20 protein-coding genes are annotated in these 22,671 nt (G+C 63.6%); 9 read left to right on the top strand and 11 right to left on the bottom strand.

The window, feature by feature from the left end; genetic code table 11:
* Positions 1-14: 14 nt before the first annotated feature.
* From dhaL to IU367_RS20360, 3 genes are all read left to right on the top strand, one after another.
* The gene (gene dhaL / locus IU367_RS20370; RefSeq protein ID WP_098981669.1) at positions 15-644 is read left to right on the top strand and encodes a dihydroxyacetone kinase subunit DhaL; all 630 of its coding nucleotides are present in this window, start codon (positions 15-17) and stop codon (positions 642-644) included.
* 1 nt (position 645) lies between these two features.
* Positions 646-1,362 carry a dihydroxyacetone kinase phosphoryl donor subunit DhaM gene (gene dhaM, locus IU367_RS20365; RefSeq protein ID WP_274452944.1) on the top strand — a complete coding sequence of 239 codons (717 nt, stop codon included), beginning with the start codon at positions 646-648 and terminating at the stop codon, positions 1,360-1,362.
* A 128-nt stretch (positions 1,363-1,490) separates the two neighbouring features.
* A complete protein-coding gene (locus tag IU367_RS20360) occupies positions 1,491-2,573 on the top strand; it encodes a glycerol dehydrogenase (protein ID WP_043141519.1) in 1,083 nt (360 codons plus the stop codon).
* 104 nt (positions 2,574-2,677) lie between these two features.
* Here IU367_RS20360 and dhaR read toward each other — a convergent pair whose 3' ends face one another.
* Together dhaR and IU367_RS20350 are read right to left on the bottom strand one after the other, a co-directional pair.
* Positions 2,678-4,588, bottom strand: a complete 1,911-nt coding sequence (dhaR, locus tag IU367_RS20355; RefSeq protein WP_274452943.1) for a dihydroxyacetone kinase operon transcriptional regulator DhaR — start codon at positions 4,586-4,588, stop codon at positions 2,678-2,680.
* Positions 4,589-4,642: 54 nt separating this feature from the next.
* Positions 4,643-5,554 carry a LysR family transcriptional regulator gene (locus IU367_RS20350; protein ID WP_065404015.1) on the bottom strand — a complete coding sequence of 304 codons (912 nt, stop codon included), beginning with the start codon at positions 5,552-5,554 and terminating at the stop codon, positions 4,643-4,645.
* Between the two features lie 162 nt (positions 5,555-5,716).
* Between IU367_RS20350 and IU367_RS20345 the strand changes: the two genes are divergently transcribed.
* On the top strand, positions 5,717-6,850 hold the full coding sequence (locus tag IU367_RS20345; RefSeq protein ID WP_098981677.1) for an agmatine deiminase family protein: 1,134 nt from the start codon (positions 5,717-5,719) through the stop codon (positions 6,848-6,850).
* Between the two features lie 1,117 nt (positions 6,851-7,967).
* Here the strand turns inward: IU367_RS20345 and ydiK are convergent.
* Together ydiK and IU367_RS20335 are read right to left on the bottom strand one after the other, a co-directional pair.
* Positions 7,968-9,053: an AI-2E family transporter YdiK gene (gene ydiK, locus IU367_RS20340; protein ID WP_172955255.1), complete on the bottom strand. Its 1,086-nt coding sequence runs from the start codon at positions 9,051-9,053 to the stop codon at positions 7,968-7,970.
* Positions 9,050-10,429, bottom strand: coding sequence for a bifunctional NUDIX hydrolase/phosphatase PAP2 family protein (locus tag IU367_RS20335; RefSeq protein ID WP_098985010.1), 1,380 nt, complete (start codon positions 10,427-10,429; stop codon positions 9,050-9,052). The genes ydiK and IU367_RS20335 overlap by 4 nt, the downstream gene beginning before the upstream one ends.
* Positions 10,430-10,624: 195 nt before the next feature.
* On the opposite strand from IU367_RS20335, the gene IU367_RS20330 reads away from it, so the two are divergent.
* Complete coding sequence (locus IU367_RS20330) at positions 10,625-11,005, top strand: hypothetical protein (RefSeq protein WP_274452942.1); 381 nt, start codon at positions 10,625-10,627, stop codon at positions 11,003-11,005.
* A gap of 54 nt (positions 11,006-11,059) precedes the next feature.
* On the opposite strand, the gene IU367_RS20325 is transcribed toward IU367_RS20330, so the two are convergent.
* Both IU367_RS20325 and IU367_RS20320 read right to left on the bottom strand, forming a co-directional pair.
* Complete coding sequence (locus tag IU367_RS20325; protein ID WP_098981685.1) at positions 11,060-11,833, bottom strand: substrate-binding periplasmic protein; 774 nt, start codon at positions 11,831-11,833, stop codon at positions 11,060-11,062.
* Positions 11,834-11,992: 159 nt separating this feature from the next.
* A complete protein-coding gene (locus tag IU367_RS20320; protein ID WP_274452941.1) occupies positions 11,993-13,195 on the bottom strand; it encodes a hypothetical protein in 1,203 nt (400 codons plus the stop codon).
* A 215-nt stretch (positions 13,196-13,410) separates the two neighbouring features.
* Between IU367_RS20320 and IU367_RS20315 the strand changes: the two genes are divergently transcribed.
* Positions 13,411-13,737: a YnjH family protein gene (locus tag IU367_RS20315; RefSeq protein ID WP_274452940.1), complete on the top strand. Its 327-nt coding sequence runs from the start codon at positions 13,411-13,413 to the stop codon at positions 13,735-13,737.
* 624 nt (positions 13,738-14,361) lie between these two features.
* Here the strand turns inward: IU367_RS20315 and IU367_RS20310 are convergent.
* On the bottom strand, positions 14,362-15,810 hold the full coding sequence (locus IU367_RS20310; RefSeq protein WP_274452939.1) for a catalase: 1,449 nt from the start codon (positions 15,808-15,810) through the stop codon (positions 14,362-14,364).
* A 162-nt stretch (positions 15,811-15,972) separates the two neighbouring features.
* Here IU367_RS20310 and IU367_RS20305 point away from each other — a divergent pair, with 162 nt between their 5' ends.
* The gene (locus tag IU367_RS20305) at positions 15,973-16,458 is read left to right on the top strand and encodes a GNAT family N-acetyltransferase (protein WP_043141532.1); all 486 of its coding nucleotides are present in this window, start codon (positions 15,973-15,975) and stop codon (positions 16,456-16,458) included.
* Complete coding sequence (locus IU367_RS20300; protein ID WP_274452938.1) at positions 16,455-17,312, top strand: AraC family transcriptional regulator; 858 nt, start codon at positions 16,455-16,457, stop codon at positions 17,310-17,312. Before IU367_RS20305 ends, IU367_RS20300 begins: the two co-directional genes overlap by 4 nt.
* Positions 17,313-17,542: 230 nt before the next feature.
* On the opposite strand, the gene IU367_RS20295 is transcribed toward IU367_RS20300, so the two are convergent.
* Positions 17,543-18,442 carry a DMT family transporter gene (locus IU367_RS20295; protein WP_274452937.1) on the bottom strand — a complete coding sequence of 300 codons (900 nt, stop codon included), beginning with the start codon at positions 18,440-18,442 and terminating at the stop codon, positions 17,543-17,545.
* A gap of 307 nt (positions 18,443-18,749) precedes the next feature.
* Complete coding sequence (locus IU367_RS20290; protein ID WP_043141487.1) at positions 18,750-19,190, bottom strand: DUF2214 family protein; 441 nt, start codon at positions 19,188-19,190, stop codon at positions 18,750-18,752.
* 109 nt (positions 19,191-19,299) lie between these two features.
* Between IU367_RS20290 and IU367_RS20285 the strand changes: the two genes are divergently transcribed.
* Complete coding sequence (locus IU367_RS20285) at positions 19,300-20,910, top strand: sensor domain-containing diguanylate cyclase (RefSeq protein ID WP_274452936.1); 1,611 nt, start codon at positions 19,300-19,302, stop codon at positions 20,908-20,910.
* A gap of 23 nt (positions 20,911-20,933) precedes the next feature.
* Here IU367_RS20285 and IU367_RS20280 read toward each other — a convergent pair whose 3' ends face one another.
* Both IU367_RS20280 and IU367_RS20275 read right to left on the bottom strand, forming a co-directional pair.
* Complete coding sequence (locus IU367_RS20280) at positions 20,934-21,593, bottom strand: HAD family hydrolase (RefSeq protein WP_098981703.1); 660 nt, start codon at positions 21,591-21,593, stop codon at positions 20,934-20,936.
* 65 nt (positions 21,594-21,658) lie between these two features.
* The gene (locus tag IU367_RS20275) at positions 21,659-22,666 is read right to left on the bottom strand and encodes an ABC transporter ATP-binding protein (protein WP_274452935.1); all 1,008 of its coding nucleotides are present in this window, start codon (positions 22,664-22,666) and stop codon (positions 21,659-21,661) included.
* Positions 22,667-22,671 lie beyond the last annotated feature (5 nt).

Below are 22,671 nucleotides of genomic sequence, written 5' to 3'. Positions count from 1 at the left end.
GAGCCCTCATTCTCATGCTAAGCAAACATCAAATCGTCAACTGGCTGCTGGATTGCGAGCACATCTTCACCGAGCAGCGTGACTACCTCACGGCACTGGATACCGACATCGGCGATGGCGACCACGGCCTCAACATGCAGCGCGGCTTTACCAAGGTGGCGGAGAAGCTGCCCGCGGTGGCGGACAAGGATATAGGCCAGGTGCTCAAGACCACCGGCATGACCCTGCTCTCCTCGGTCGGCGGCGCCAGTGGCCCGCTCTACGGCACCTTCTTCATTCGGGCGGCGGCCAGCACGGACGCCTGCCAGAGCCTGACCCTGAGCCAGCTTGGCAAGATGCTGGCGGATGGGGTCGAGGGAATCGTCTCTCGCGGCCGCGCCGAGCCGGGCGACAAGACAATGTGCGACGCCTGGTGGCCTGCGCTGGCCGCCCTGCAACAGGCGCAGCAGCAGGAGTTGCCGCTGGCCGAGGCGCTGGACAAGGCGGTGGCTGCCGCGGCGGCCGGCACCGAGGCCACCATACAGATGCAGGCCCGCAAGGGGCGCGCCAGCTATCTGGGCGAGCGCAGCATAGGCCATCAGGATGCCGGAGCCACCTCGACCCTGCTGCTGCTGACCGCCCTGCGTGACAGAGCGAGGTTGTGACATGATAGGTATCGTAGTTGTCTCTCACAGCGCCATGCTGGCGGCCGGATTGAAAGCGCTGGCCGACCAGCTGGGCAGCCCGGCACGGCTGTTGCTGGCGGCCGGGGTCGATGATCCGGACCACCCCATAGGCACAGATGCCATCGCCGTGATGAGTGCGATAGAAGAAGCAGACGACGGCAGCGGCGTGCTGGTGCTGATGGACTTGGGCAGCGCCCTCTTGAGCGCCGAGACCGCCCTCGAGCTGTTGCCCCCTGATTTGAGTTCTCGGGTGCGGCTCTGTCCTGCCCCGCTGGTCGAGGGCACCCTGGCCGCCGTGGTGGCGGCAGGTTCAGGTATGAGTCTCGACGAGGTGGCCGCAGAGGCGCTCGGCGCCCTGGGGCCCAAGCAGGCAATGCTGCCTGGGAGCGCTGCGCAGGTCGCCGCTGAGACGGCACCGGCAGCCGATGAGGGTTGGCTGCGCTGCGAGGTGGTGGTCGACAACCCCCACGGCCTGCATGTGCGCCCCGCCGCTCGTCTGGTGGCGGCCCTCAAGCCCTTTGCCGCTGAACTCAAGCTGCAAAAGGGGGATAAAGAGGCCAATCCCCGCAGTCTGACCCGGCTCACCATGCTCAACGTGCGCCAGGGAGACAGGCTCACCCTGCTGGCACAGGGAGAAGATGCCGAGGCCGCCCTGACCTGCTTCAAGCAACTTGCAGACGAGCGTTTCGGCGACTGATCGCCAACCCGTTTCAAGGTACAGCGCTGGCTCTGTGTGCCAGTGCTGCGCCACTCAAGACGAAGGACTCCCCGGCATAGCCGCCCCTTCGCCCCGATTCTTAAGAGATAAAGAGAGAGGGATAAAATATGGACCGCATCATCATCAGCCCCAGCAAATACGTGCAAGGCAACGGGGCTCTCGCCAACATAGGCAACTACGTCAAGGCGCTCGGCGCCAAGCCGCTCATCCTGGCTGATGCCTTCGTCACCAAACTGGTTGGTGACACGGTTGCCACCAGCTTCCACGGTGTGGGCATCAAGCCCGAGTTCGACTGCTTCAACGGCGAATGTTCACGCCCCGAGATCGACCGCCTGCTGGCCCGCTGCAACCAGACACCGTTCGACGTCATCATCGGCATAGGTGGCGGCAAGACGCTCGATACCGCCAAGTCGGTCGCCTTCTACCAGAAGGTGCCTGTGGTCATAGTGCCCACCATAGCCTCCACCGATGCGCCAACCAGTGCGCTGGCGGTCATCTATACCCCGGAAGGGCAGTTCAGCGAATACCTGATGATCCCGACCAACCCCAACATGGTCATCATGGATACCGGCGTCGTCTCCCGCGCCCCGGTACGGCTCTTGGTCTCCGGCATGGGGGATGCGCTCTCCACCTATTTCGAGGCGCGTGCCAACAAGGTTTCCGGTTGCAAGACCATGGCCGGTGGTGCCTCTACCCTGGCGGCCCAGGCCATCGCCGAGCTCTGTTACAAGACACTGCTGGCCGATGGCTACAAGGCCAAGCTGGCGGTGGAGCAGGGGCTCTGCACCAAGGCGGTGGAGAACATCATAGAGGCCAACACCTATCTGAGCGGCATCGGCTTCGAGAGCAGCGGTCTGGCCGCCGCCCACGCCATCCACAACGGCCTGACCCAGCTGGCCGAGTGTCACCACCTCTATCACGGTGAGAAAGTCGCATTCGGTACCCTGGTGCAGCTGGTGCTGGAGAATGCGCCCATGGCGGAGATCGAAACCGTGCTGGCCTTCTGCCGCTCGATCGGCCTGCCGACCAACCTGCATATGATGGGGGTCAAGGAGCTGGACATGGCGCGCCTGCTGGAGGTGGCCAAAGCCTCCACCGCCGAAGGGGAGACCATCCACAACATGCCGTTCAAGGTCACCGCCGAGGATGTGCTGGCGGCCATAGTCACCGCCCACCAGCTGGGGCTGTAACCGCGTCGCTCATTACCTTGCCATATAAAAACGGCCCCGCAACTGCGGGGCCTTGTTGTTTTATGCCTGACAGGTTTCATAGGGTAGCAACAGGATCCCAGTCGTCAGGAGCCGTGGTAGTCCGCGGGATCGATACCGATAAGCTTGAGCCGCCGCCAGAGGGTGGTGCGGCTGATGCCCAGATGCTGGGCCATCTGGCTGACCTGCCCCTTGCAGGCGTGGGCGCAGCGCAAGATGGCCTGGCGCTCCAGTTCGGCCAGGGTGAGCAGCGGCTGCCCCACCACCTCGTCTTCCACCAGCCGATAGCCGTGCCGAATGGCGGCGGGCAGCGCCTCCGGCGGGATCTGCTCACGACTCGAGTGGAGCAGGGCATATTCAACCGCGCTGCGCAGCTCCCCCAGATTGCCGGGCCAGGAGTAGGCGAGCAGGCAGTCGAGGGCCGCCGGGCTGAACTGGCGCACCGGCTCGCGCCCCTGCGCCCCTAGCTGCTGGCTGATGAGGGCCGGCAAGTCGGCGCCGCGCTCCCGCAGTCCCGGCAGCCAGAGCTCGCACGCCTGCAGGGCGTAGAGCAGCTGGCGCCCAAACTGCCCCTCCTGCACCCTCTGCTCCAGCGCCGCGCTGCTGGTCGCTATGATCCGCACCTTGAGCGGCAGTATGCGGGCCGAGTCGAAGCGCTGGATGCGGCCGGTCTTGAGCAGTTGCAGCAGCGCCGCCTGCATGGGGGCACAGAGACACTCCACCTGCTCCAGCACGAGCGTGCCGCCATGGGCCAGCTCGAACTTGCCCGCCCGTTCCTGCCCCGCCTCGTCGGAACCCATCAGCTCCAGCGCCATCCGCTCGCTCGGCAGCGCCTGACAGTTGAGGGTGATGAGCGGCCCGGCGGCCTGCTCGCTGCCGAAGTGAATCGCCTCCGCCAGTTGGGCCTTGCCCACCTCTTCCTCCCCGCGCAGCAGCATGGGGCCCTGGCTCCGTGCCGCCTGGCGGGCGTAGCGCAGCAGCTTGCGCATGGCGCTCGATTCGCCCACCAGAGCGGAGAGTTCGGGCACCGCCTGGCGCAGCTGGTTGATGGCCCTGAGCCTGTCCAGCGGGTGCAGCAGGGCGATAAAGCTGACCCCGTCCGGCCCGGGCAGCGGCTTGAGGCTTATCAGCGCATTGATGAACTCCCCGGTCTGCACCCCGATCCGCTCCAGCGTCACCTCCACATGACTGAGTGGCGTCTGCCCCTTGATGGCGAGCTGCAACCGCTGTGGCAACAGCAGGTGCTGCTCCAGCGGCTGGCCGAGGCAGAGCGCGGGATCGAGCCGCAACCGACTGGCCGCCAGCCCGTTGAGGTAGCGCAGCCTGCCCTGGGGGTCCCAGGCCAGCACGCCGTCATCCATGCCGTCGAGCAGGGCGTAGAGCTCGCTCAGATGGTGCTGGGACTCCTGCATCAGTGTCTCCATCTGCAGCAGATGGGCCAGCTCGCGCCCGGCGCTGACGGTGAGCGCCAGATCCCCGGCACTCGCCTCTTCCACCTTGCAGATCAGCGCCATGATGGCAACCTGACGGCCATTGCTGTTGTAGACCGGGCTGGCGCAGCAGTGCCAGGGGTGCAGGGTGCGGTTGAAGTGCTGGGGGCCGCTGACGCAGAGTGGCATCCCCTCCAGCGCCGCCAGATTGATGGCATTGGTGCCGATGCGCCCCTCGCTGAAGAAGGCGCCAAGCCCGAAGCCCAGCGCCTCCAGTTCTGCCAGCGTCTCGCGATGGCCGGTGCGGGCCAGCAGGCAGCCGCTCTCGTCGGTGAGCAGCAGGACGCAGGGGCGCCCCTCCATGAACTCGTAGAGATCCTCCAGCGCCATCTCGCCTGTGGTGAGCAGATCCCGTTTGCGCTGGCGCAGGCTCTGCAGGGTTTGCCCCTTGGCGCTGTGGGGCGGGTGCCAGAGGGTCGGGCTGGTCTGGTGGGCGCAGCGCAGCCAGGAGGCCTGCAGATAATCGGGCCAGGGCTGGAGCGGCTGGAGGTCAGATGGCGTGGTCACAGCTATGTCCGGCAAAAGGAGAAGCCGTCATTTAACCACGCTCCCCCCGCAGATTCAGTGACCTGCCTCAGAGGGTGGCAATGCCATGCCGTCTAGGTCGGTCGCGGCGCGGGCAAACTGTTGCTCCAGCCAGCAGCAGAAGGCGCGGCACTGAGGGCTGCTCTCGCTCTCCTGATGGACCAGCCAGCTCCACTGTGGCCCCTTGACCGTGCGGGAGGAGAGCGGCAGCAGCAAGCCCTGTTGTCGTGCGGGAGCCGACAGCAGCGCGCTCGCCAGCGCCACGCCGAGCCCGGCGCCGGCCGCGTCCAGCAGCAGGCCGGGATCGGAGAAGTTGAGCCCCCGGGTCTGCAGCTGCAGATCCTCCCCGCCTTTGAGCGTCCAGTGGTGCCAATCCATCTCCCGCTCTCCATGGAGACTGGTGCGCTCCGCAGGGGGTTGGGCCAGCACGGCCAAAGTGGCAAGGGGGAGCAGAGCGTCCTCCAGCAGTACCCTGTGGTGGCACTCGGCCTGGGGGGCGAGATCCCAGCGCAGGGCGATATCTATGGTCTGCTCGGTCATGACGGGTACCTCGTCGCTGGTAAACAGCCAGAGATCGATATCGGGATGCAGGCGGTGAAAGTCGGCCAGCCGGGGCAGCAGCCAGTGGCGGGCTATGGCTGTGCTGGTATTGAGCACCAGCTGGTTCGGTTTGCGGTACTGCTCCAGCCGCTGGATCCCCACCGCCAGTTGCAACAGCACGCTCTGGGTTGTCTCCAGCAGGTCCTGCCCCGCATCGGTGAGGGCGACCGAGCGCCCCTGCCGATGAAACAGCGGCTGGCCGAGCAGCTCCTCCAGCGAGCGGATCTGCTGGCTGATGGCCGACTGGGTGAGGTGCAGTTCCTGTGCCGCCTGATGAAAGCTGCCGAGTCTGGCCGCCGCCTCGAAGCCCCGCAGCACATTGAGTGGAGGCCAGTGTTTGAACATCATTGATTAGCTCCGCTTATCACTTATACCGAAAATCGATCGTTTGTCCGCCATCATCGCGGCGGCTAGTCTATTACTCAGCGTGATCTGATTAACAGCGCTTGTCATTCATATCCTACTTTTGTCATCAATCCGGAGTCGTTCCGCCTCCGAAGGAGCCATCCCATGTCATCCCGACGCCATGTATTGAAACAGCTGGCCGCCATCGGCGCCCTGGCCGGGCTGGGCAGCCTGCCACGGGCACAGGCTGCCAATGTGGCTACCCCTATTGGCTCCCAGGTCACTGCGGTTGGCCGTTACCAGATGCCGGACGAGGCCGCGCCTCAGACTCGGGTCTGGGTTGCCTTTGGCGCGAGCGCCGATATCTGGGGTCGCAATTACAAGGAGGTGCAGGCCACCATAGGCCGGCTGGTGCAGGCCATGGTGCCTTATACCCAGGTGAACGTGCTCTGCCGCGAAGCCGAACAGGCGCTGGCCCGCAAACTTTGTGGTGAGCAGAACACCCGCTTTATCGTCACCGAGCTGGACGACATCTGGCTGCGGGATACCGGCGGCGTCTTCGTCCAGAACGAGGAGGGGGAGCTGGGGCTGGTGGACTTCAACTTCAACGGCTGGGGTGATAAGCAGGAGCACGAACAGGATGCGGGTGTGGCCGAGCTGGTCAGCAAGCAGGCGGATGTCCACTATCTGCAAAGCAAGCTGACAGGTGAAGGCGGGGGCATAGAGGTGGATGGCAATGGCACCGCCATCCTGACCGAGAGTTGCTGGCTCAACAGCAACCGCAATCCGGGGGTGAGCAAGGCGCAACTGGAGGCGGAGCTGAAAGCCAATCTGGGGCTGCGCAAAATCATCTGGTTGCCGGGGATCAAGGGCCGTGACATCACCGATGCCCACGTCGACTTCTACGCCCGCTTTGTGCGTCCCGGCGTGGTGGTGGTCAATCTGGATAACGACCCGCAGTCCCACGACTACGAGGTGACCCGCCGGCACCTGGCCATCCTCAAACAGGCCACCGACGCCGATGGCAACAAGCTGGAGCTGCATGTGCTGCCGCCACCACTCGACGGGCGGGACAACCGCTTCAGCCGCAGCCGCGACTTTGCCGCCGGTTACATCAACTATCTGCCGATCAATGGCGCCGTGATCGCCCCCGAGTTTGGCGACAAGGCGGCCGATAGTTACTGCCACGAGCTGCTGGCCCGCCTCTACCCGGGTCGCGAAATCGTGCAGATCAACATTGACCCTGTGGCCGCCGGTGGCGGTGGCATTCACTGCATCACCCTCCACCAACCTGCCTGACCCTCCCCTACCGACCGATAACCCGGTGCGTTGCGACGCCCCGGGTTATTTCTTCCAGCTCCCCTATTCCATTCCCCCTGACTCACCGCCAGACACTTGGCCAGCTACGCCAGATAAGACGTTGCCCCGCTCACACTCCTGACCTGTTCACAACACCAAGGTCGGGTGGCGCTTTCCATTGCCGCTCTAGAAGTGTACTTTTGCCCGATGGCCAAAAATAGAGCCAAAGGAAGACGTCTGGCGAATGCGTTCAGCACCAGAGATTGGTCGGCAATGTTGTGATTTAAAATGAATTTTTCGTGGCGGCGATCAGGGCAAACCGGAGTTATATGGAAGGCTCTATTAACGGATTAGTACCACTTTCCATCGAATCACTGTTAGGCAACACACGGAGGTAGTTCGTATGTGGGTAAGAGATCAATACTCTGGTCCAGGCGGCGGTCGCTACACAGGCCCCGGTGGTGGTTTGTACACTGGGCCTGGTGGCGGCATGTACACAGGCCCCGGAGGGGGGCTATACACAGGGCCAGGCGGCGGCATGTACACAGGTCCCGGAGGGGGGCTATACACAGGTCCGGGCGGCGGCCTGTACTCAGGCCCCGGAGGCGGGCTTTATACGGGGCTTGGCGGTGGTCTCTACACTGGACCTGGTGGCGGGCTTTATACCGGTCCTGGTGGTGGAGGTTATACGGGGCCAAGCAACGAACCGTACATGAGTAACATCCCACCGTGGCATGTTTTCGTGCAAGAACTTGAACGCAGAGGCATGCATCAACTTGCAAATAAAATTCGGTCTGTGTTGCGCATTTGAAGTGGTATCGCCCAACAATATGCTCAAATCGTTCGCTTCGCTCACTGGAACGGGCTAAAGCCCGCCCCTTAGCCAAACGTTATGAAATCAGGACACCCACCTTGCTGAACAAAATTCCGTATAGCCAGCCCGTGGATTTCAATTAGCCGTAAGGCGTAATCGAACCTGCATGGGACGGTAATATGTGGTGAATGCCGGTTGGCGCGGATCAACCAATCTGACACGATCGCCATAAATCACGATCGTCAAAAACCAAAGAGCCGCCCAATGGGCGGCTCTTTGCATCAGCTATTTATGGCTGAATCGTCACTCGGCCTTGGGCGGCGCAACAATAGCGATCGCCGGTTGGTCACCCTCCTTGATCCAGGCATCCAGCAGGGTGTAGCCCACCGCCAGCACCACGGGGCCGATAAAGAGGCCGATGATCCCCATCGCCAGCAGGCCGCCGATGACCCCCACCAGGATGAGAATAAGCGGCAGATCCGCCCCGCGTTTGATAAGGAAGGGGCGCAGGAAGTTGTCCATGGTGCCCGCCAGCAGTGACCAGACCAGCAGGAAGGTGCCCCAGGTGGTGTCGCCGCTCCAGTAGAGGTAGCCGACACAGGCCAGCAGCACGGGGAAGGGGCCGATCTGGGCGACGATCAGCAGGAACATCACCACCACCAGGATCATGGTGTAGGGGATGCCGGCAATCAGCAGGCCGACCCCGGCTACCGAAGATTGCACCAGGGCTGTGACCACCACCCCCATGGCCACGGCGCGGATCGCCTGGGAAGCCAGCACTGTGGCATTGTCACCACGCTCCCCCGCCAGGCGGTGGGCGAAGCGGCGGATCCCGTCGGCTGCCTTCTCACCCGAGTGGTAGAGCAGGCCGCAGATGGCAACGGTCAGCAGGAAGTGGACGAACAGCAAGCCCAGATTGCCGGCCTGGGAGGCGAGCCAGCGGGCAGTCTGGCCAAAATAGGGTGCCAGCTTGGTAAACAGCACCTGACCACCGCTCGCCAGGATCTGCTGCCAGAAGTCGTAGAGCTTGCCGCCCACCAACGGTATCTGCTGCAGCCAGAGCAGCTCGGGCGGCGGCGAATGGCTGATGGTGGTGCCGAGCTCGATCAGCATGGGCGCCTTCTCCGCCACATTGGCCAGCGCCATGAACAGCGGGATGACGAAGATCAGCAGCAGTATGCTGGTCATCACCAGCGCCGCCAGGGCGCGCTTGCCCCACAGCAGGCGCTGGGCCATCCGCATCAGCGGCCAGGTGGCTATGGTGATCATGGTGGCCCACACCAGTGCGGGCAGGAAGGGGCGCAGCACCATGAAGCACGAGATGATGAGGATGCTGAGAAACAGCACCCCCAGGGTTATCTTGGCCAAGTCCACTTTTTTCATATTCATAGCAATCCCTTGTCGGGGCCGGAGCCCTTGGGTAGCGGGTCAGAGTTCATGAGTGAGAGTATCCACCAGAGGCCGGCGCTCAACCAGAGCCCCAGGCAACCATAGAGTAGCCACTGGCCGAGCAGGATGAGCCAGGAGCTGGTCAGCCAGAATGGCAACGCCCACAGCAGCGCCCCGAGGGGCAGGCCGCCGAGCAGGGTGATCGCCAGGGTGTACCAGGGTTTTTGCCGCTCTCGCGGCAATGGCAGCCGCATGCCGAGGGTCAGACCCAGACTGAACATGGCCAGGCCTGCCAGCGCCGAGGATTGGCTCCACCAGGCGGCCAGTGTGCAGATGAGGCTGAGCCCGCCCCAGATCCATGGCCGGGCAGCCATGCCGGACAAACCGGAATGGATCGTCAGCATCAGGGCGCCCAGCAGCAATCCCGCCGCCACATCCGACAGGAAGTGGACGCCGAGCCAGACCCGGGCCAGCCCGGTCAGGGCCGCCAGCAGCAGTGCCAGCGAGGCGCCGCGCCAGGGGTTGGCGGGCCAGCACCATCTGAGCAGCAGGCCCCAGAACAGCAGAGCCGAGGCGGCGTGACCGCTCGGCATGCCAAAGCCCTGGGCACTTACGTGCGCCAGCGCGGGATCGAGATGGAAGGGTCTGGGCCAGCCTGTGCCCTCTTTGGCTAGCTGAACCAGCAGGGTGAGGGTCAGCATGGCCAGCAACAGCTGACGCAGACGGGGCCAGCCCAGCAGCGGCAGCAGCAAGGGTAGCAGGGCAAGCTGAAAGGCGGCTGAACCAAACAGATTGCTGGCATCAAGCCAGGGGGCACTGGCCCCGATCCAGCGCTGCAAGCGCTGTATCAGCGGGACTTCCGCCCGGTGCAGAGCATTGCCTTCACCGCTGAAATCCGGCAGCCACAGCACCGGGCTGTCGGGGATGTCGGCCAGCTGGGGGGCCAGCCAGTCGAGCTGCGCCGGAAAGCGGCGCTGCCCGTCAGGCAGCCGGGATGGGGCTATCAGCCTGGCGTTGAGGATCTCGCCACCCAGGTTGGGGGCCCGCAGCAGGGAGACGAAGCCCGAGCCTGTCTGCGCCCGGATGGGTTCCAGCGTCTGGCAGGCAAACAGCACGGCGCGCTGCCATGGTCCCAGCTCGGCGATGATCCGGCCGCGCAGACCTGTCTCTTCAAACAGCTCGCGCAGTGCCGCCTGTTGCGGCGTCTCGCCTGCATCTATGTAGCCGCCGGTCAGGCTGTAGCGGGAGGAGACCCTGTCCTGTACCAGCAACAGCTGTTGTTGATGTTTGACCACGCAGACGGCGGCCGTGGGGGCGGCCGAGACAGGCAGTGTCAGCAGCAGGGCGCAGAGCAGTAAAAAACAGGAACGGAACATGGTGCCTGAGCGTTGGGGGACTATGGGCGCAAGGGTCACAGAAATCAGATAGTTGGGCAATGGTTTCCTGCCTGGGGCCCACCGGATGGCGGGTTTGGCTCTGGCCCTGCCTGCGCACAAGGATTGCCCTGTGGTGAGGCAGTCCCTAGTATTGGCAGCTATGTTATTTTCATGCAGCAAACCTTGGGACCTTCCATGAAACAGTTTGGTTTTTTTCTGGGCATCGCCATCGGCGTCATTCTGATACTGTTCGGCAGCATAGTCATCTTCCAGGCCCTGCCCGCCGCCCTGGACGTGCTGGAGATGCCGAGCCGTATCCCGTTCGTGCGCGAGGTCTACACCTGGCTGATGACCAGTGCCAACGGCCTCACCGGCCAGCTGGAGCAGAATTTCCTGGAGGCGTTCCAGACGGTACTCAAGCTGATACTGCTCATCACCTTCATGTGGGTCTGCGTCAAGCTGGTCAACATGGGGGTCTTGATCATCCGTGCCGGGGTGGACCTCATCCGTACCTCCATCGAGCACAGCGAAGGTGCCCAGACCAAGAAGTCCGAGCACGACAGCCACTTCCAGTAAGCAGGCGACACCATGAAACAGGCCACCTTCGGGTGGCCTGTTTGCATCTTGTGTTCACTCGATAGTGGGCAGGTGATCCGCCGGCGGTGACTGCACCACATCCTGATAGCGGGCGATAAGTCGCTTGAAAGCCTCCCCCTGTCTGACCTTGTCGAGCGCCTGTTGCAGGCGGGCGACCTGCTGTTTGTCGGCGGCGGGGTTGAAGGCAAAGCAGTTGTCCTGCTCCGCCAGGGTGGCGACCGTGACGAAGGTGTCCGATGGAAAGCCCAATTGTCTGGCCTGATGGAACAGCATCACCTCGTTGCCGGCCACCAGATCGGTGCGGGCCATGATGAGCTGGCGCACCACCTGATCCATCCGCTCCACCGCCATCAGGTTGGCGGGGCTGATGCCCCGGTTGAGCAGCAGTTGTTCCCCCACATCCGCCTGCATGACGCCGATCTGCAGCCTGGCGAGATCGGCCTTGCTGGCCACCCTGGGGGCATCCCGCTTGCGGCCCACCAGCGACACCCGGGAGTGGCTGATGGGGCAGACCCAGAGGAAGTGGGGATCCCGCGCCTGGGTGCGGGCCGTGGTGAACAGCACGGCATCCGGCTGCTGGGTCAGCAGATACCAGGCCTTGGCCCAGGGCATGAAGTGGATGGGTTGCTCCGGTTCCCCCATCTCCTGCCACATCAGTCTCAGCAGCTCGACCGCCAGGCCGGTGCTGTTACCCTTCTCATCCTGGCCGTTGAACGGCATGTTCTGCTCGGAGTAATAGGTGAACGCCGAGGCGGGCAGTGCTGTGCCCAGACAGCAGCAGATCATCAGGCTGAGCAGACGCGACATGGCAGCACTCCTTGCAACAAATCGTCCTTCCAGTTTAGGGGGCTATGTCGAGAAGTTCATGATTTCACGCATCCGGTAGCGTGGATGGCGAGGGGTTATGGTGGGGAGCGAGGGGGGAGGAAAACAGCCAGGCCATCTTGCGATGGCCTGGTGAGGCGCTTACTTGAGCAGGGCTTCCATCTCGGCTTCGGCAGCGGCGCGCGCGGCCTCGGCCTTGGCGGCCGCATCCGCCGCCGTCGTTGCGGTCGCACTGGTGCTGCTGACCGCCTGCTTGGCGGGTTCGGTCACGGTCTTGCTGGCCTGCTGCTGTATCGTTGCGCTGGCGTTGCTGACGGCCTGCTTGGCGGGCTCGGTCACGGCCTTGCTGGCCTGCTGCTGTACCGTTGCGCTGGCGCTGCTGGCCGCCTGCTTGGCGGGCTCGGTCACGGCCTTGCTGGCCTGCTGTTGTACCGTGGCAGTGGCGCTGCTGACGGCTTGCTTGGCGGGCTCGGTCACGGTTTTGGTGGCCTGCTGCTGTACGGTGGCAGTGGCGCTGCTGACCGTCTGCTTGGCGGGCTTGGTCACGGTCTTGGCGGCCTGCTGCTGTGCCGTGGTGCTGGCGCTGCTGACGGCCTGCTTGGCGGGCTTGGTCACGGCCTTGGTGGCCTGTTGCTGTGCCGTGGCAGTGGCGCTGCTGGCTGCCTGCTTGGCGGGTTCGGTCACGGCCTTGGTGGCCTGTTGCTGGGCCGAGGTAGTGGCGCTGTTCACTACTTGCTTGGTGGTGTCAGCCATGGTCTTGCTGGCGCCCTGCTGCAGGGAACCCAGCACGCTGCCGAATACCGAGCTGGTCGTGGCGGCGCCGGTCAGGCTCTTGGTCGCAGAGCCGGTCAGACTGTTGGTGGCGCCGGAGAGTGCTGTGGCCGTCGGGTTGCCCTGCGCCTGCCAGTTCTGCATCTCGCTTGGCCAGGTCGGTGCGCCTGCGGCCAGGTTCTCGCCAAATACCTGGGGTGTGCCATCGCCCTTGAGCAGCATGACGGACATCTGGTTGGTCTGTGAGTTCCACACCATGCCGGCCTGCTTGGCGACGTCCGGCACGGGGGCGTAGCGGGAGACCACGTAGAACAGCGGGCCCTCCTGCTGCAGCTCGTTGGCTGTCTTGAGCAATTGCATGGTGCTGTCGTAATTGGGACCCAGAATGCCGGTCATTCGATCCTTGATCATGGGCTGTTCGAACAGGTTGGCTTCGTTGGGGTCGAAACCGACCAGCGGCTTGAGCAGGGCCCACATCAGTTGACTGGTAGGGCTCATCAACAAGAGGGGGGCGACGCAGGCGGACAACATCAGGCTCAGGCAGGCCGCCTGGAGCAACGGCATGATACGCATTGGGATAATATCCAAATAACGATTTGATTAATAAGGTTATATTCGTCGAGAACCGACAAATCCACCGGGGTTTTCCTGCGCCGTTTTTGACGGGCGTGAGCAGGCGCTGGCAGGCTATCATATTGGCTTGGGAATGCCAGTCGGCGTATGGCTTATTAATCAAGGTTGCGCCGTTTCCGGTCGCCTGAACCTTCTATCGAGCAAGGAGTAACATCATGTATCTGGACAAGAGGGTAGGTGGCTGGTTGTTGCTGACACTGCTGGGCGGTACGGCCGGCACTGGCGTGGCGGCAGAGCCGAAGCGGGCGGAAGTGGGAACCGAACTGGTGCTGCCGCTGGGGTCGCTGCCTGAGCGGGTCTGCTGGTATCAGGATCAGAAATATTCGCCGGGTGCCCGCATTCAACAGGGCGACAGCTGGTTGGAGTGCGGCCCGCAAAACGCGCTGGAGAGCAACGGGCCACTGGCCTGGCGCGAGCCGGAAAGGGCGTCGCATGCAGCCGACAAGGCGGCGAATAGCAGCATCATCAGCGTGGGTCAGTGAGGCTTTTCTTGATCCAGCTAAAGACATGGACGTGACCTCTATCGCATAATGCGGCTCTTTTCCTCTCTTGGCTGGAACCTAAGAAATGGCTCGTCGCTCTTCCAATGCACAACGTCGTCGCAGTAGCTGGTGGTACAAACGCTTGTTGGCAAGGGAGCGGGAAGAGCGCGAAGCGCGTTCCGTCCGGGATTGATACTGCAGTGAAAAACGGAGCCCTGGGCTCCGTTTTTTATTCATCACCGCAGGCGGGTAACGGTGCCGCTCCAATGCACAGCTTGGTTGCCGTAACGGGCGGTACAAACGCTTGTTGGCAAGGGAGCGGGAAGAGCGCGAGGGCGCTGCGTCCAGGATTGATACCGCAGTGAAAAACGGAGCCTCGGGCTCCGTTTTTATTCATCACCGCAGGCGGGTAACTGTGCCGCTCTTCCAATGCACAGCTTGGTTGCCGTAACGGGCGGTACAAACGCTTGTTGGCAAGGGAGCGCGAAGGCGCTGCGTCCGGGATTGATACCGCAGTGAAAACGGGGCCTCGGGCTCCGTTTTTTATTTATCAAATACCGTCATGACGAGAACGGGGGCCAGCAGGCCCCCGTTTTGCTTTTGCAGATGTTGGCTGCCTGCGGCTTAGCGCTGCAGGGCGGCCAGTGCCAGTTCGACCCGCTTGGCGTACTCGGGGTCGGCCTGCTCGAAGTGCCTGAGCTGGGCCGCGACTATGGCGTCATCTTCCACGTGGATCAGGGAGCGCGCCAGGTTGGCGGCGAGGCGCGAGCGCTGGCCCTCATCCATGATCCGGAACAGGTTGCCCGGCTGGCTGTAGTAATCGCTGTCGTAGTCGCGAAAATCGTAGTGCAGGGCGGCTCCTTCCAGACTCAGCGCCGGCTCGTGCTGCTCGCTCGGTTGCTGGGTGCCGAAGCGGTTCGGCTGGTAGTTGGGGGTGGCGCCGCCATTGCTGTCCGCCCGCATGGCGCCGTCGCGGTGGGCACCGTGGTGGAACGGGCAGCGCTGTGCGTTGACCGGCAGCAGGCCGTGGTTGACGCCGAGGCGATAGCGCTGGGTGTCGCCGTAGGAGAACAGGCGGCCCTGCAGCATGCGGTCCGGCGAGAAGCCGATGCCGGGCACCACGTTGGCCGGGGTAAAGGCGGCCTGTTCCACGTGGGCGAAGTAGTTGTCCGGGTTCTGGTTGAGCTCCAGTACGCCGACCGGGATCAGCGGGTAGTCGCTGTGCGGCCACACCTTGGTGAGGTCGAACGGGTGGATCTGGTAGGTCTGGGCCTCGGCCTCCGGCATCACCTGCACATAGACCTTCCAGCGAGGGAAGTCGCCCTGCTCGATGGCGTTGAACAGATCCGCCTGACTGGTCTCTCTGTCCTGACCGACTGCGGTGGCGGCCTCTTCATCTGTGTAGAAGCTGTGGCCCTGCTCGGTCTTGAAGTGGAACTTGACCCAGAAGCGCTCGTTGGCGTCGTTGATAAAGCTGAAGGTATGGCTGCCGTAGCCGTTCATCTCCCGCAGGCTCTTGGGGATGCCGCGATCGCTGAACAGTATGGTGACCTGGTGCAGGGATTCCGGATGACGGGACCAGAAATCCCAGGCGGCGGTGGCGCTGCGCAGGTTGGTGCGCGGATCCCGCTTCTGGGTGTGGATGAAGTCCGGGAACTTCAAGGGATCGCGGATGAAAAACACCGGGGTGTTGTTGCCCACCAGATCCCAGTTGCCCTGCTCTGTGTAGAACTTGAGGGCGAAGCCGCGCACGTCGCGCTCGGCGTCGGCCGCCCCCTTCTCGCCGGCCACGGTGGAGAAGCGCAGGAACACCGGGGTCTGCTTGCCGACGGCATTGAACAGGTCCGCCTTGCTGAACTGACTGATGTCATGGGTCACGGTAAAGGTGCCGTAAGCGCCCGAGCCCTTAGCGTGAACCACCCGCTCCGGGATCCGTTCCCGATCGAAATGAGCCAACTTTTCCATCAACCAGATGTCTTGCATCAGCACTGGGCCACGGGGGCCGGCGGTGAGGCTGTTGTTGTTGTCGACAACGGGGGCGCCATTGGCACTGTGCAGGGTCTTGTCGTTCATGGTGCTTCTCCTTGTTGGTGAGCCTTGAGTCTATAACAAGGAAAAACCCCGGAACCAATGGGCCTTCCCTCGCCCTTTGATAGGCATCACAAATGGGTAGGGCGGGGGGATGACCGGACCCTTCTGATGCTGCATGATGAGGTTTTCGAGAAGGAGCCTCAGATGCAGATCACCATTCGTCACGCCGAACCGGCCGATGCTCCCGCCTTGCGGGATCTCTATGCCATGCCCAACGCCCAGGCAGGCACCCTGCAACTGCCGTATCCGACCCTGAGCGTCTGGCAGAAGCGGTTGGAGAACGGCAGCGTGGTGGCGCTGGTGGCCGAGGTCGACGGCCTGCTGGTGGGCCAGCTCTCGCTGCATATCGAGCCCAATCCCAGGCGCAAACACGTGGCCTGCATCGGCATGGGGGTGCGGGATGACTGGGCCGGCAAGGGCATAGGCTCGGCCCTGTTGGGGGCCGCGCTGGAGATGGCCGACAACTGGCTCAACCTGCAACGTGTCGAGCTCACCGTCTATACCGACAATCCGGGGGCGCAGGCGCTCTATCGCAAGTTCGGCTTCGTCGAGGAGGGGGTCGCCCGTGGCTACGCCTTCCGTCAGGGCGAGTATGTGGATGCGCTCTACATGGCGAGGATCCGCCCGTGATCGACTATCGCCGCCGTCTCATCCCTGTGCTGCGGGCGCTGGAGCGGGATCCCGATCTCTCCATCGAGGCGCTGGCGGATCGGGCCTGCCTCTCCCTCTACCATTTTCACCGGGTGTTCACCGCAGTGGCGGGCGAGGCGCCGGGGGAGATGTGTCGGCGCTTGCGCATGCAGCGGGCGGCCTGGCAGCTCTGCTACACGGACGCCAGCGTCACCGCCATCGCGCTGGGGGCGGGCCTCGCCAGTTCACAGGCGTTCGCCAAGGCGTTTCGCCGCCATTACGGTTGCACCCCTGGCGAGTTTCGCCGCGACAAGCGCAAGAATGGACACCTGGAGAGCAAGGATGGACACGCATGGGAAGGCTCGTCCCCTTATGCTGAAGGCCACTCATCAGCAAGGAGCAACACCATGAAAACTGTCGAGATGGACGCCCGTACCCTGGCCTATATCCGGGTCACAGGCCCCTATGGCGAGGGGTATGACGCCGTCTGCGGCCGCCTGTACCAGTGGGCGGCCACCCGCGGACTCGAGCAGGGGGAGTGGATCTTCATCTACCACGACAACCCTGAGGTGACGCCACCGGCCCAGTGCCGCACCGATATCGGCGTCACTGTGCCTGTCCAGACCCGGGGCGAGGGGGAGGTGGAAACCCAGCTCATTCCCGCCGGGTGTTATGCCCAGTCCCGCTACCTCATCACGGATCGCAGCCAGTACGGGCCGCGCTGGCAGGAGCATGTCGGCGACATAGTCGCGGCCGGACTGGAATTTGGCAGCGGCCCCTGTTTCGAGCTCTACCACAGCGTGAGCAACGATCCCCTGCGCGACGATGTCAGCTTCTGCTCCAGCGTGCGTTAGGCATGTGGCCACAAGTGGCAATAAAACGAGGCGCCCGTGGGCGCCTCGTTTCATGTGAGATGGGTGACGCCGTCTCGACACAGTCGCACCCGTGAGAGCAAGATGTCCGCCCGCATCAAGGCTGGCTCGGCACCTTGTCCCGGCGCGATTTCCACCACCAGCGCAGGCGGATCTGCGGGATCAGGCATATGGGCCAGCATGAGACTACAGGCCGAATCTGGCCCGCTCGGCTAGGGTTGGCTGGGCACCTTGTCCCGGCGCGATTTCCACCACCAGCGCAGGCGGATCTGGGAGATCAACATGCCCGCCAGCATCAGGGCGCAGCCCACCATGGCGCGTTCATCCAGGGTCTCGCCGAGCAGCAGCACACCGCCGATGGCGGCAAACACCGTCTCCAGGCTGAGGATGATGGCGGCGTGGGCCGGATGGGCGCCGCGCTGCCCCACCACCTGCAGCGTGTAGCCGATACCGACCGAGACCAGACCTGCATAGAGCAGCGCCTGCCAGCCCGCCACGGCGCCGCTCATGGTCGGCGTCTCCATGGTGAAGGCAATCCCCAGGCTGAGCAGGCCGCACACCAGGAACTGGACGCCGGCCAGGCGGATCGGCGCGACCCGGCTCGAGTAGTGATCCAGCACCAGCAGATGAATGGCCCAGAACAGGGCGCCGATCACCTGCAGCAGGTCGCCGTAGCCTATGGTGAACTCCTCGGTCACGCTCAGGTAGTAGAGCCCGGCCATGGCGATGAGGGCGCCGACCCAGGTGTTGGCGCCGGTCTTGTGACGCAGGGCCAGGCCGATGACGGGCACCAGTATGATGTAGAGGCCTGTGATGAAGCCCGCCTTGGCGGCCGTGGTATAGAGCAGCCCCACCTGCTGCAGGGAGGCGGCGCTGAACAGCACGACCCCGGCGAGCAGGCCCCCGGTCAGCAGCAGGCGGCGATCACCGGACTGACCGGTGGGCTGGCGTGACTTGAGCCACCACAGCAGCGGCAGCAGGGAGGCGGCACCGAGCAGAAAGCGCAGGCCGTTGAAGGTGTAAGGCCCCATGTGATCCATCCCCAGCCGCTGGGCGACGAAGCCCAGCCCCCAGATGGCGGCGGCCATCAGTAACATCATGTTCGAACGCATACGAATTCATCCCTGAAAAGGTGGCGGGCAGGCACCCGTCCGCAAAGCTCCAGCCACCAAGATAACCGTGTGCGGGGGGATTTGTCTTTAACGCTCGCGAGTTTGGTCCGCAGGAGGGGCCGCGAGGGGAAAAGGGTGCCAGCCGCAGAATGGCCGTGCAGGGGCCGGATTGATCCGTATGGCTGCTGAATAAGCGTCGCCTTCAGCTGCTGGCGAGTCTGGCCAGCAGGGGGATGAGGGCGAGCAGCAAGAGCCTTGCTGCCCAGGCTCAGGATCAGCCGTTATTGCGGTTTCATGGCGGCTGCTTTCAGCTGTTGGCGAGTCTGGCCAGCAGGGGAATGAGGGCGAGCAGCAAGAGGTTGCCGCGCAGGATCCAGATCACCCAGAACTGCTGCTGGATGGAGACCATGGGGGCCCGACCCTGGCGAAGGGAGCGGCGCCAGCGATAGAAGAGGCGGCTGGGGTAGCCAAAGCTGATGGCCATCACGAAGAACAGCAGCAGCTTGGTGCGATAGCCGGGGTTGGCGAGCAGCACGGCGGGCTCGTCGGGGTGGGCGAGCACCTGCAACACGCCCGTGATGAAGATGAGCAGCAGAGCCAGCGCCGCTAGGCCGTCGGCCAGCAGCAGCTTGCGCACCTGTTCGATGGACATGCCGCGCCGGAACAGAAAATACTCTGAGGTGATGGCCCCGGTCAGGGTGATCACGGCGCAATAGTGCAGCGCCATCAGCAGATCCGGGTTCAACATCCGTGTCGATTACCTCTTGTTGAGCATATAACCAGCTTCATTTTGGACGCCATCCCGTGGTGCTGATATTCTGACACTACATCATGTCTGACGGTAGCAGGAGTCCGGGTTGGATAAGCGTGTTGTCTCCAAGAAAACCTGGTCCCTGGTTGCCCGGATGCGGCTGGGGCTGCTGCTGCTGTTCATTCCCGTGCTGATGCTGGGCGGCATCTACTATCTGCACATGGAACGCAGCCTGCAAAACGAGTTGCAGCAGCGTCTGCTCGCCACCAATCACCAGTTGCGTCACGTCTTCATCGAGCCCTATCTCCAGGAGATGGAACGGCAGTTTACGCTTATCTACGACCAAGTGAAGGTGGAAGATATCAGCGGCCCCCGCCTGTACAATACCGAGACCTATCTGAAGGAGTGGCGGCTCTACAAGGGGGTCATGGCCGACCTCATCTACATCTATGTCGGCACGGCCGAGCGCCAGATGCTGATTTACCCCAAGTGGGAGGCGGATGCCAACTTCGATCCCAGGGTACGCCCTTGGTACCAGCTGGCCAGCCAGCATCTGGGCAAGATAGTCTGGACCGAGCCCTACTACGACTACACCAATGGCAACCTGGTGATCGCCCTGGCGCGGGCCCTGACCGATGCCAGCGGCAAGGTGCGGGGGGTGTTTGCGGTCGATGCCATCCTGGCGCCCTTCTCGGCCCAGCTGAACCGCCAGGCTGACAACGGGTACCAGATGATAGTCAACCAGTCCGGCAAGGTGCTGGTGCACCCGGATCCCGCCCAGTTGCTCAAGCCCATGACCCATCCCCAGTGGCTCTCCCGCTTCAAGCAGGGGGATGGCATCTTCCTGGACAAGGCCTCCCAGCTGTTCGTGGCCTACAGCAAGTTGCCTGAACGCAACTGGGTGCTCATCAGCGTGCAACCGGCGGCCAGCGTCCAGGCCGCGATCGACAGGGTCTCCCTCAACGTGCAGCTGATGGTGGCGCTGGCCTGCGTGCTCTATTTCGTGCTGGCACTGGTGTGGTCCCGCTATTTCCGCCGCATGCTTGACGAGATCTCCTCCATGATCCGGGCCAGCCGGACCCAACCCGATGACGTGCCCCAGGGCGGGATGCGTGAGCTCAAGGACGTCTACGCCGAGCTGGCCGAGGTGGGCAAGGATTATCACGAGGCGCGCCAGCAGGCCCATCTGGACAAGCTGACCGGCCTCTACAACCGCCGCTTCTTCGACGAACGCCTGACCCGGCTGTTGCTCGAACACCAGCCCTTCTGCCTGGCCATGGTCGATCTCGATGACTTCAAGCGGGTCAACGACAACTATGGCCACCAGACCGGGGACGTGGTGCTCAAGCGGGTGTCCAAACTGGCCATGCGGCTGCTGGGGGATCATGGCTGGGTCTGCCGTTACGGCGGGGAGGAGCTGGTGGTGCTGATGGTCAACCCGGACACCCACTTCTGCCTGATGCTGATGGAGCAGTTTCGCAAGGGGGTGGAGTCACTGGACTGGCGCGAGCCTGGCCTCAGACTCACCTTGAGTGGCGGGCTGGTGGCCAGCCATGGGGTGACGCACGGCCAGACGCTGCTGGAGGTGGCCGATGCCGAGGTCTATCGTGCCAAGCGCGATGGCAAGAACCGCATCTACCTGGGCAAGCCACAGGAACTGGTGGCCGGAGAGGGGAGCTTGCCAAAAGGCAGCCTGTTGAGCAACGAAGAGGCCTGAGGGCCTCTTCTTCATTCAGCCGATCAGCCGACCAACTGCCAGTCCAGGGTGGGCCAGGCCTGCTCGACGGCGACCTGACGCAGGCCGGGTGCCGGGTTGACCGCATGGGGATGGGTCACAGCCCGCAGCAGTGGCAGGTCGTTGTGGGAATCGCTGTAACCGTGGCTCTCCTGCCAGAGGTTATCGTTCCCGGCGAAGAGCTGGTTGATGCGGGCCACCTTGCCTTCCCGAAAGCTGAGAGTGCCGCGAGTCTGGCCGGTCAGCATGCCCTCTTCCTCATCCAGCAGTATGGCGACGCAGTGATCCATCCCCAGCATCTGCGCCATGGGCGCCACCAGATGCTCGCCGGAGGCGGAGATCAGCACCAGCTCGTCGCCGCGCTCCCTGTGCCACTCGATGCGCGCCAACCCTTCCGGGTAGATGCGCGCCCGCAGCACCTGCTCGGCAAAGTGCTGGCACTGCTGGCCGAGCCACTGGCGCGACTTGCCCGCCAGCGGCCGCAGGGTGAAGGCCATGTACTGATGCATGTCCATCTTGCCCTGATGGTAGAGGGACATCATGGCCTGCTCCTCGGCAATCATGTCCGCCGGGGCCAGCTCCTGGGCCACCATGTACTCCAGCCAGAGGCTGGCGGAATCCCCGGCAATCAGGGTCTCATCCAGATCAAACAGTGCCAGTGCCATGACGGCTCCTTGGGTTGGTGGCCGGCATTTTGATGCCGGCCGAAAACAGAATGGGATACATGGCCTTATGCTACCTCACACAGCTGATCCCGGGCCACCGCCAGAGTGACACTCGTGCCTGCCGGCAGCAGATCCCGGGCCGAGCGGTTGAGGCAGTCCACCGTCAAGAGCCCCGCCTCGCACGCCACCTGATAGCGGATGACGTTGCCGAGCAGCTGCTGCTGGCGAATGATGCCGGGCAGGCTGGGCTCGCTACTGGTCGCTCCTGCGGGCAGCAGTGTGATGGACTCCGGCCTCAGCGCCAGCTTGCCCTGAAAACGGGGGCCGAACAGGGACTTGCCCTGCTCTGCGTTCAGCAGGTTGTAGTTGCCGATAAAGCTCGCCACAAACTCGCTGGCGGGGCGGGTGTAGATCTGCTCAGGCGTGCCGCTCTGGACTATGGATCCCTTGTTCATCAGGAAGATCCGGTCCGACATGGTCAGCGCTTCTTCCTGGTCGTGGGTGACGAAGATGGTGGTGAGCTCGAGTCGCTGCTGGATCTCGCGGATCTGCAAGCGCAGGCTGCGGCGGATGCGGGCATCGAGGGCCGAGAGCGGCTCGTCCAGCAACAGGATCCTTGGCCGCACCACCAGGGCGCGGGCCAGGGCGACCCGCTGGCGCTGGCCACCGGAGAGCTCGCTCGGATAGCGGCGCTCTAAGCCATCCAGCTCCACCAGACTCAAGGCCTCCTGCACGCTGGCCGCCAGCTCCCGTCCCGGCTGGGGCTTCATCTTGAGGCCGAAGGCCACGTTGTCCCACACCGTCATGTTGGGGAAGAGGGCATAGCTCTGGAACACCATGCCGATGCCCCGTTTCTGGGGGGCCTGCCAGGTGATCTCTTCACCGGCCACCCGCACCTGACCGCCATCGACTGGGGTGAGCCCGGCCAGCGCCCGCAACAGGGTGGATTTGCCGCAGCCTGAGGGGCCGAGCAGGGTCACCAGCTCCCCCTTGCGGATGCCGAACTCTATCCCCTCGAACACCTTGGTCTCGCCGTAGGATTTGTGCAGTTGGGTTACTTCTAGATGGAACATATGGA

Origin of the sequence: Aeromonas bestiarum (assembly GCF_028751155.1) — a bacterium.
In the GTDB taxonomy this organism is placed as follows: domain Bacteria; phylum Pseudomonadota; class Gammaproteobacteria; order Enterobacterales; family Aeromonadaceae; genus Aeromonas; species Aeromonas bestiarum.
The sequence above is the reverse complement of the archived record's forward strand: the minus strand, read 5'-3'. Positions and strand labels throughout refer to the sequence as shown.

Excerpts from the sequence above, each read along its gene's own strand:
- IU367_RS20280 (WP_098981703.1), bottom strand. The coding sequence starts at position 21,593 with ATGGCACTGGCACTGTTTGATCTGGATGAGACCCTGATTGCCGGGGAT.
- IU367_RS20310 (WP_274452939.1), bottom strand. The coding sequence starts at position 15,810 with ATGAACGACAAGACCCTGCACAGTGCCAATGGCGCCCCCGTTGTCGAC.
- IU367_RS20320 (WP_274452941.1), bottom strand. The coding sequence starts at position 13,195 with ATGCGTATCATGCCGTTGCTCCAGGCGGCCTGCCTGAGCCTGATGTTG.
- IU367_RS20360 (WP_043141519.1), top strand. The coding sequence starts at position 1,491 with ATGGACCGCATCATCATCAGCCCCAGCAAATACGTGCAAGGCAACGGG.
- IU367_RS20295 (WP_274452937.1), bottom strand. The coding sequence starts at position 18,442 with ATGCGTTCGAACATGATGTTACTGATGGCCGCCGCCATCTGGGGGCTG.
- IU367_RS20275 (WP_274452935.1), bottom strand. The coding sequence starts at position 22,666 with ATGTTCCATCTAGAAGTAACCCAACTGCACAAATCCTACGGCGAGACC.
- IU367_RS20290 (WP_043141487.1), bottom strand. The coding sequence starts at position 19,190 with ATGTTGAACCCGGATCTGCTGATGGCGCTGCACTATTGCGCCGTGATC.
- IU367_RS20335 (WP_098985010.1), bottom strand. The coding sequence starts at position 10,429 with ATGTTCCGTTCCTGTTTTTTACTGCTCTGCGCCCTGCTGCTGACACTG.
- ydiK (WP_172955255.1), bottom strand. The coding sequence starts at position 9,053 with ATGAATATGAAAAAAGTGGACTTGGCCAAGATAACCCTGGGGGTGCTG.
- IU367_RS20305 (WP_043141532.1), top strand. The coding sequence starts at position 15,973 with ATGCAGATCACCATTCGTCACGCCGAACCGGCCGATGCTCCCGCCTTG.
- dhaL (WP_098981669.1), top strand. The coding sequence starts at position 15 with ATGCTAAGCAAACATCAAATCGTCAACTGGCTGCTGGATTGCGAGCAC.
- IU367_RS20325 (WP_098981685.1), bottom strand. The coding sequence starts at position 11,833 with ATGTCGCGTCTGCTCAGCCTGATGATCTGCTGCTGTCTGGGCACAGCA.
- IU367_RS20315 (WP_274452940.1), top strand. The coding sequence starts at position 13,411 with ATGTATCTGGACAAGAGGGTAGGTGGCTGGTTGTTGCTGACACTGCTG.
- dhaM (WP_274452944.1), top strand. The coding sequence starts at position 646 with ATGATAGGTATCGTAGTTGTCTCTCACAGCGCCATGCTGGCGGCCGGA.
- IU367_RS20330 (WP_274452942.1), top strand. The coding sequence starts at position 10,625 with ATGAAACAGTTTGGTTTTTTTCTGGGCATCGCCATCGGCGTCATTCTG.
- IU367_RS20345 (WP_098981677.1), top strand. The coding sequence starts at position 5,717 with ATGTCATCCCGACGCCATGTATTGAAACAGCTGGCCGCCATCGGCGCC.
- IU367_RS20350 (WP_065404015.1), bottom strand. The coding sequence starts at position 5,554 with ATGATGTTCAAACACTGGCCTCCACTCAATGTGCTGCGGGGCTTCGAG.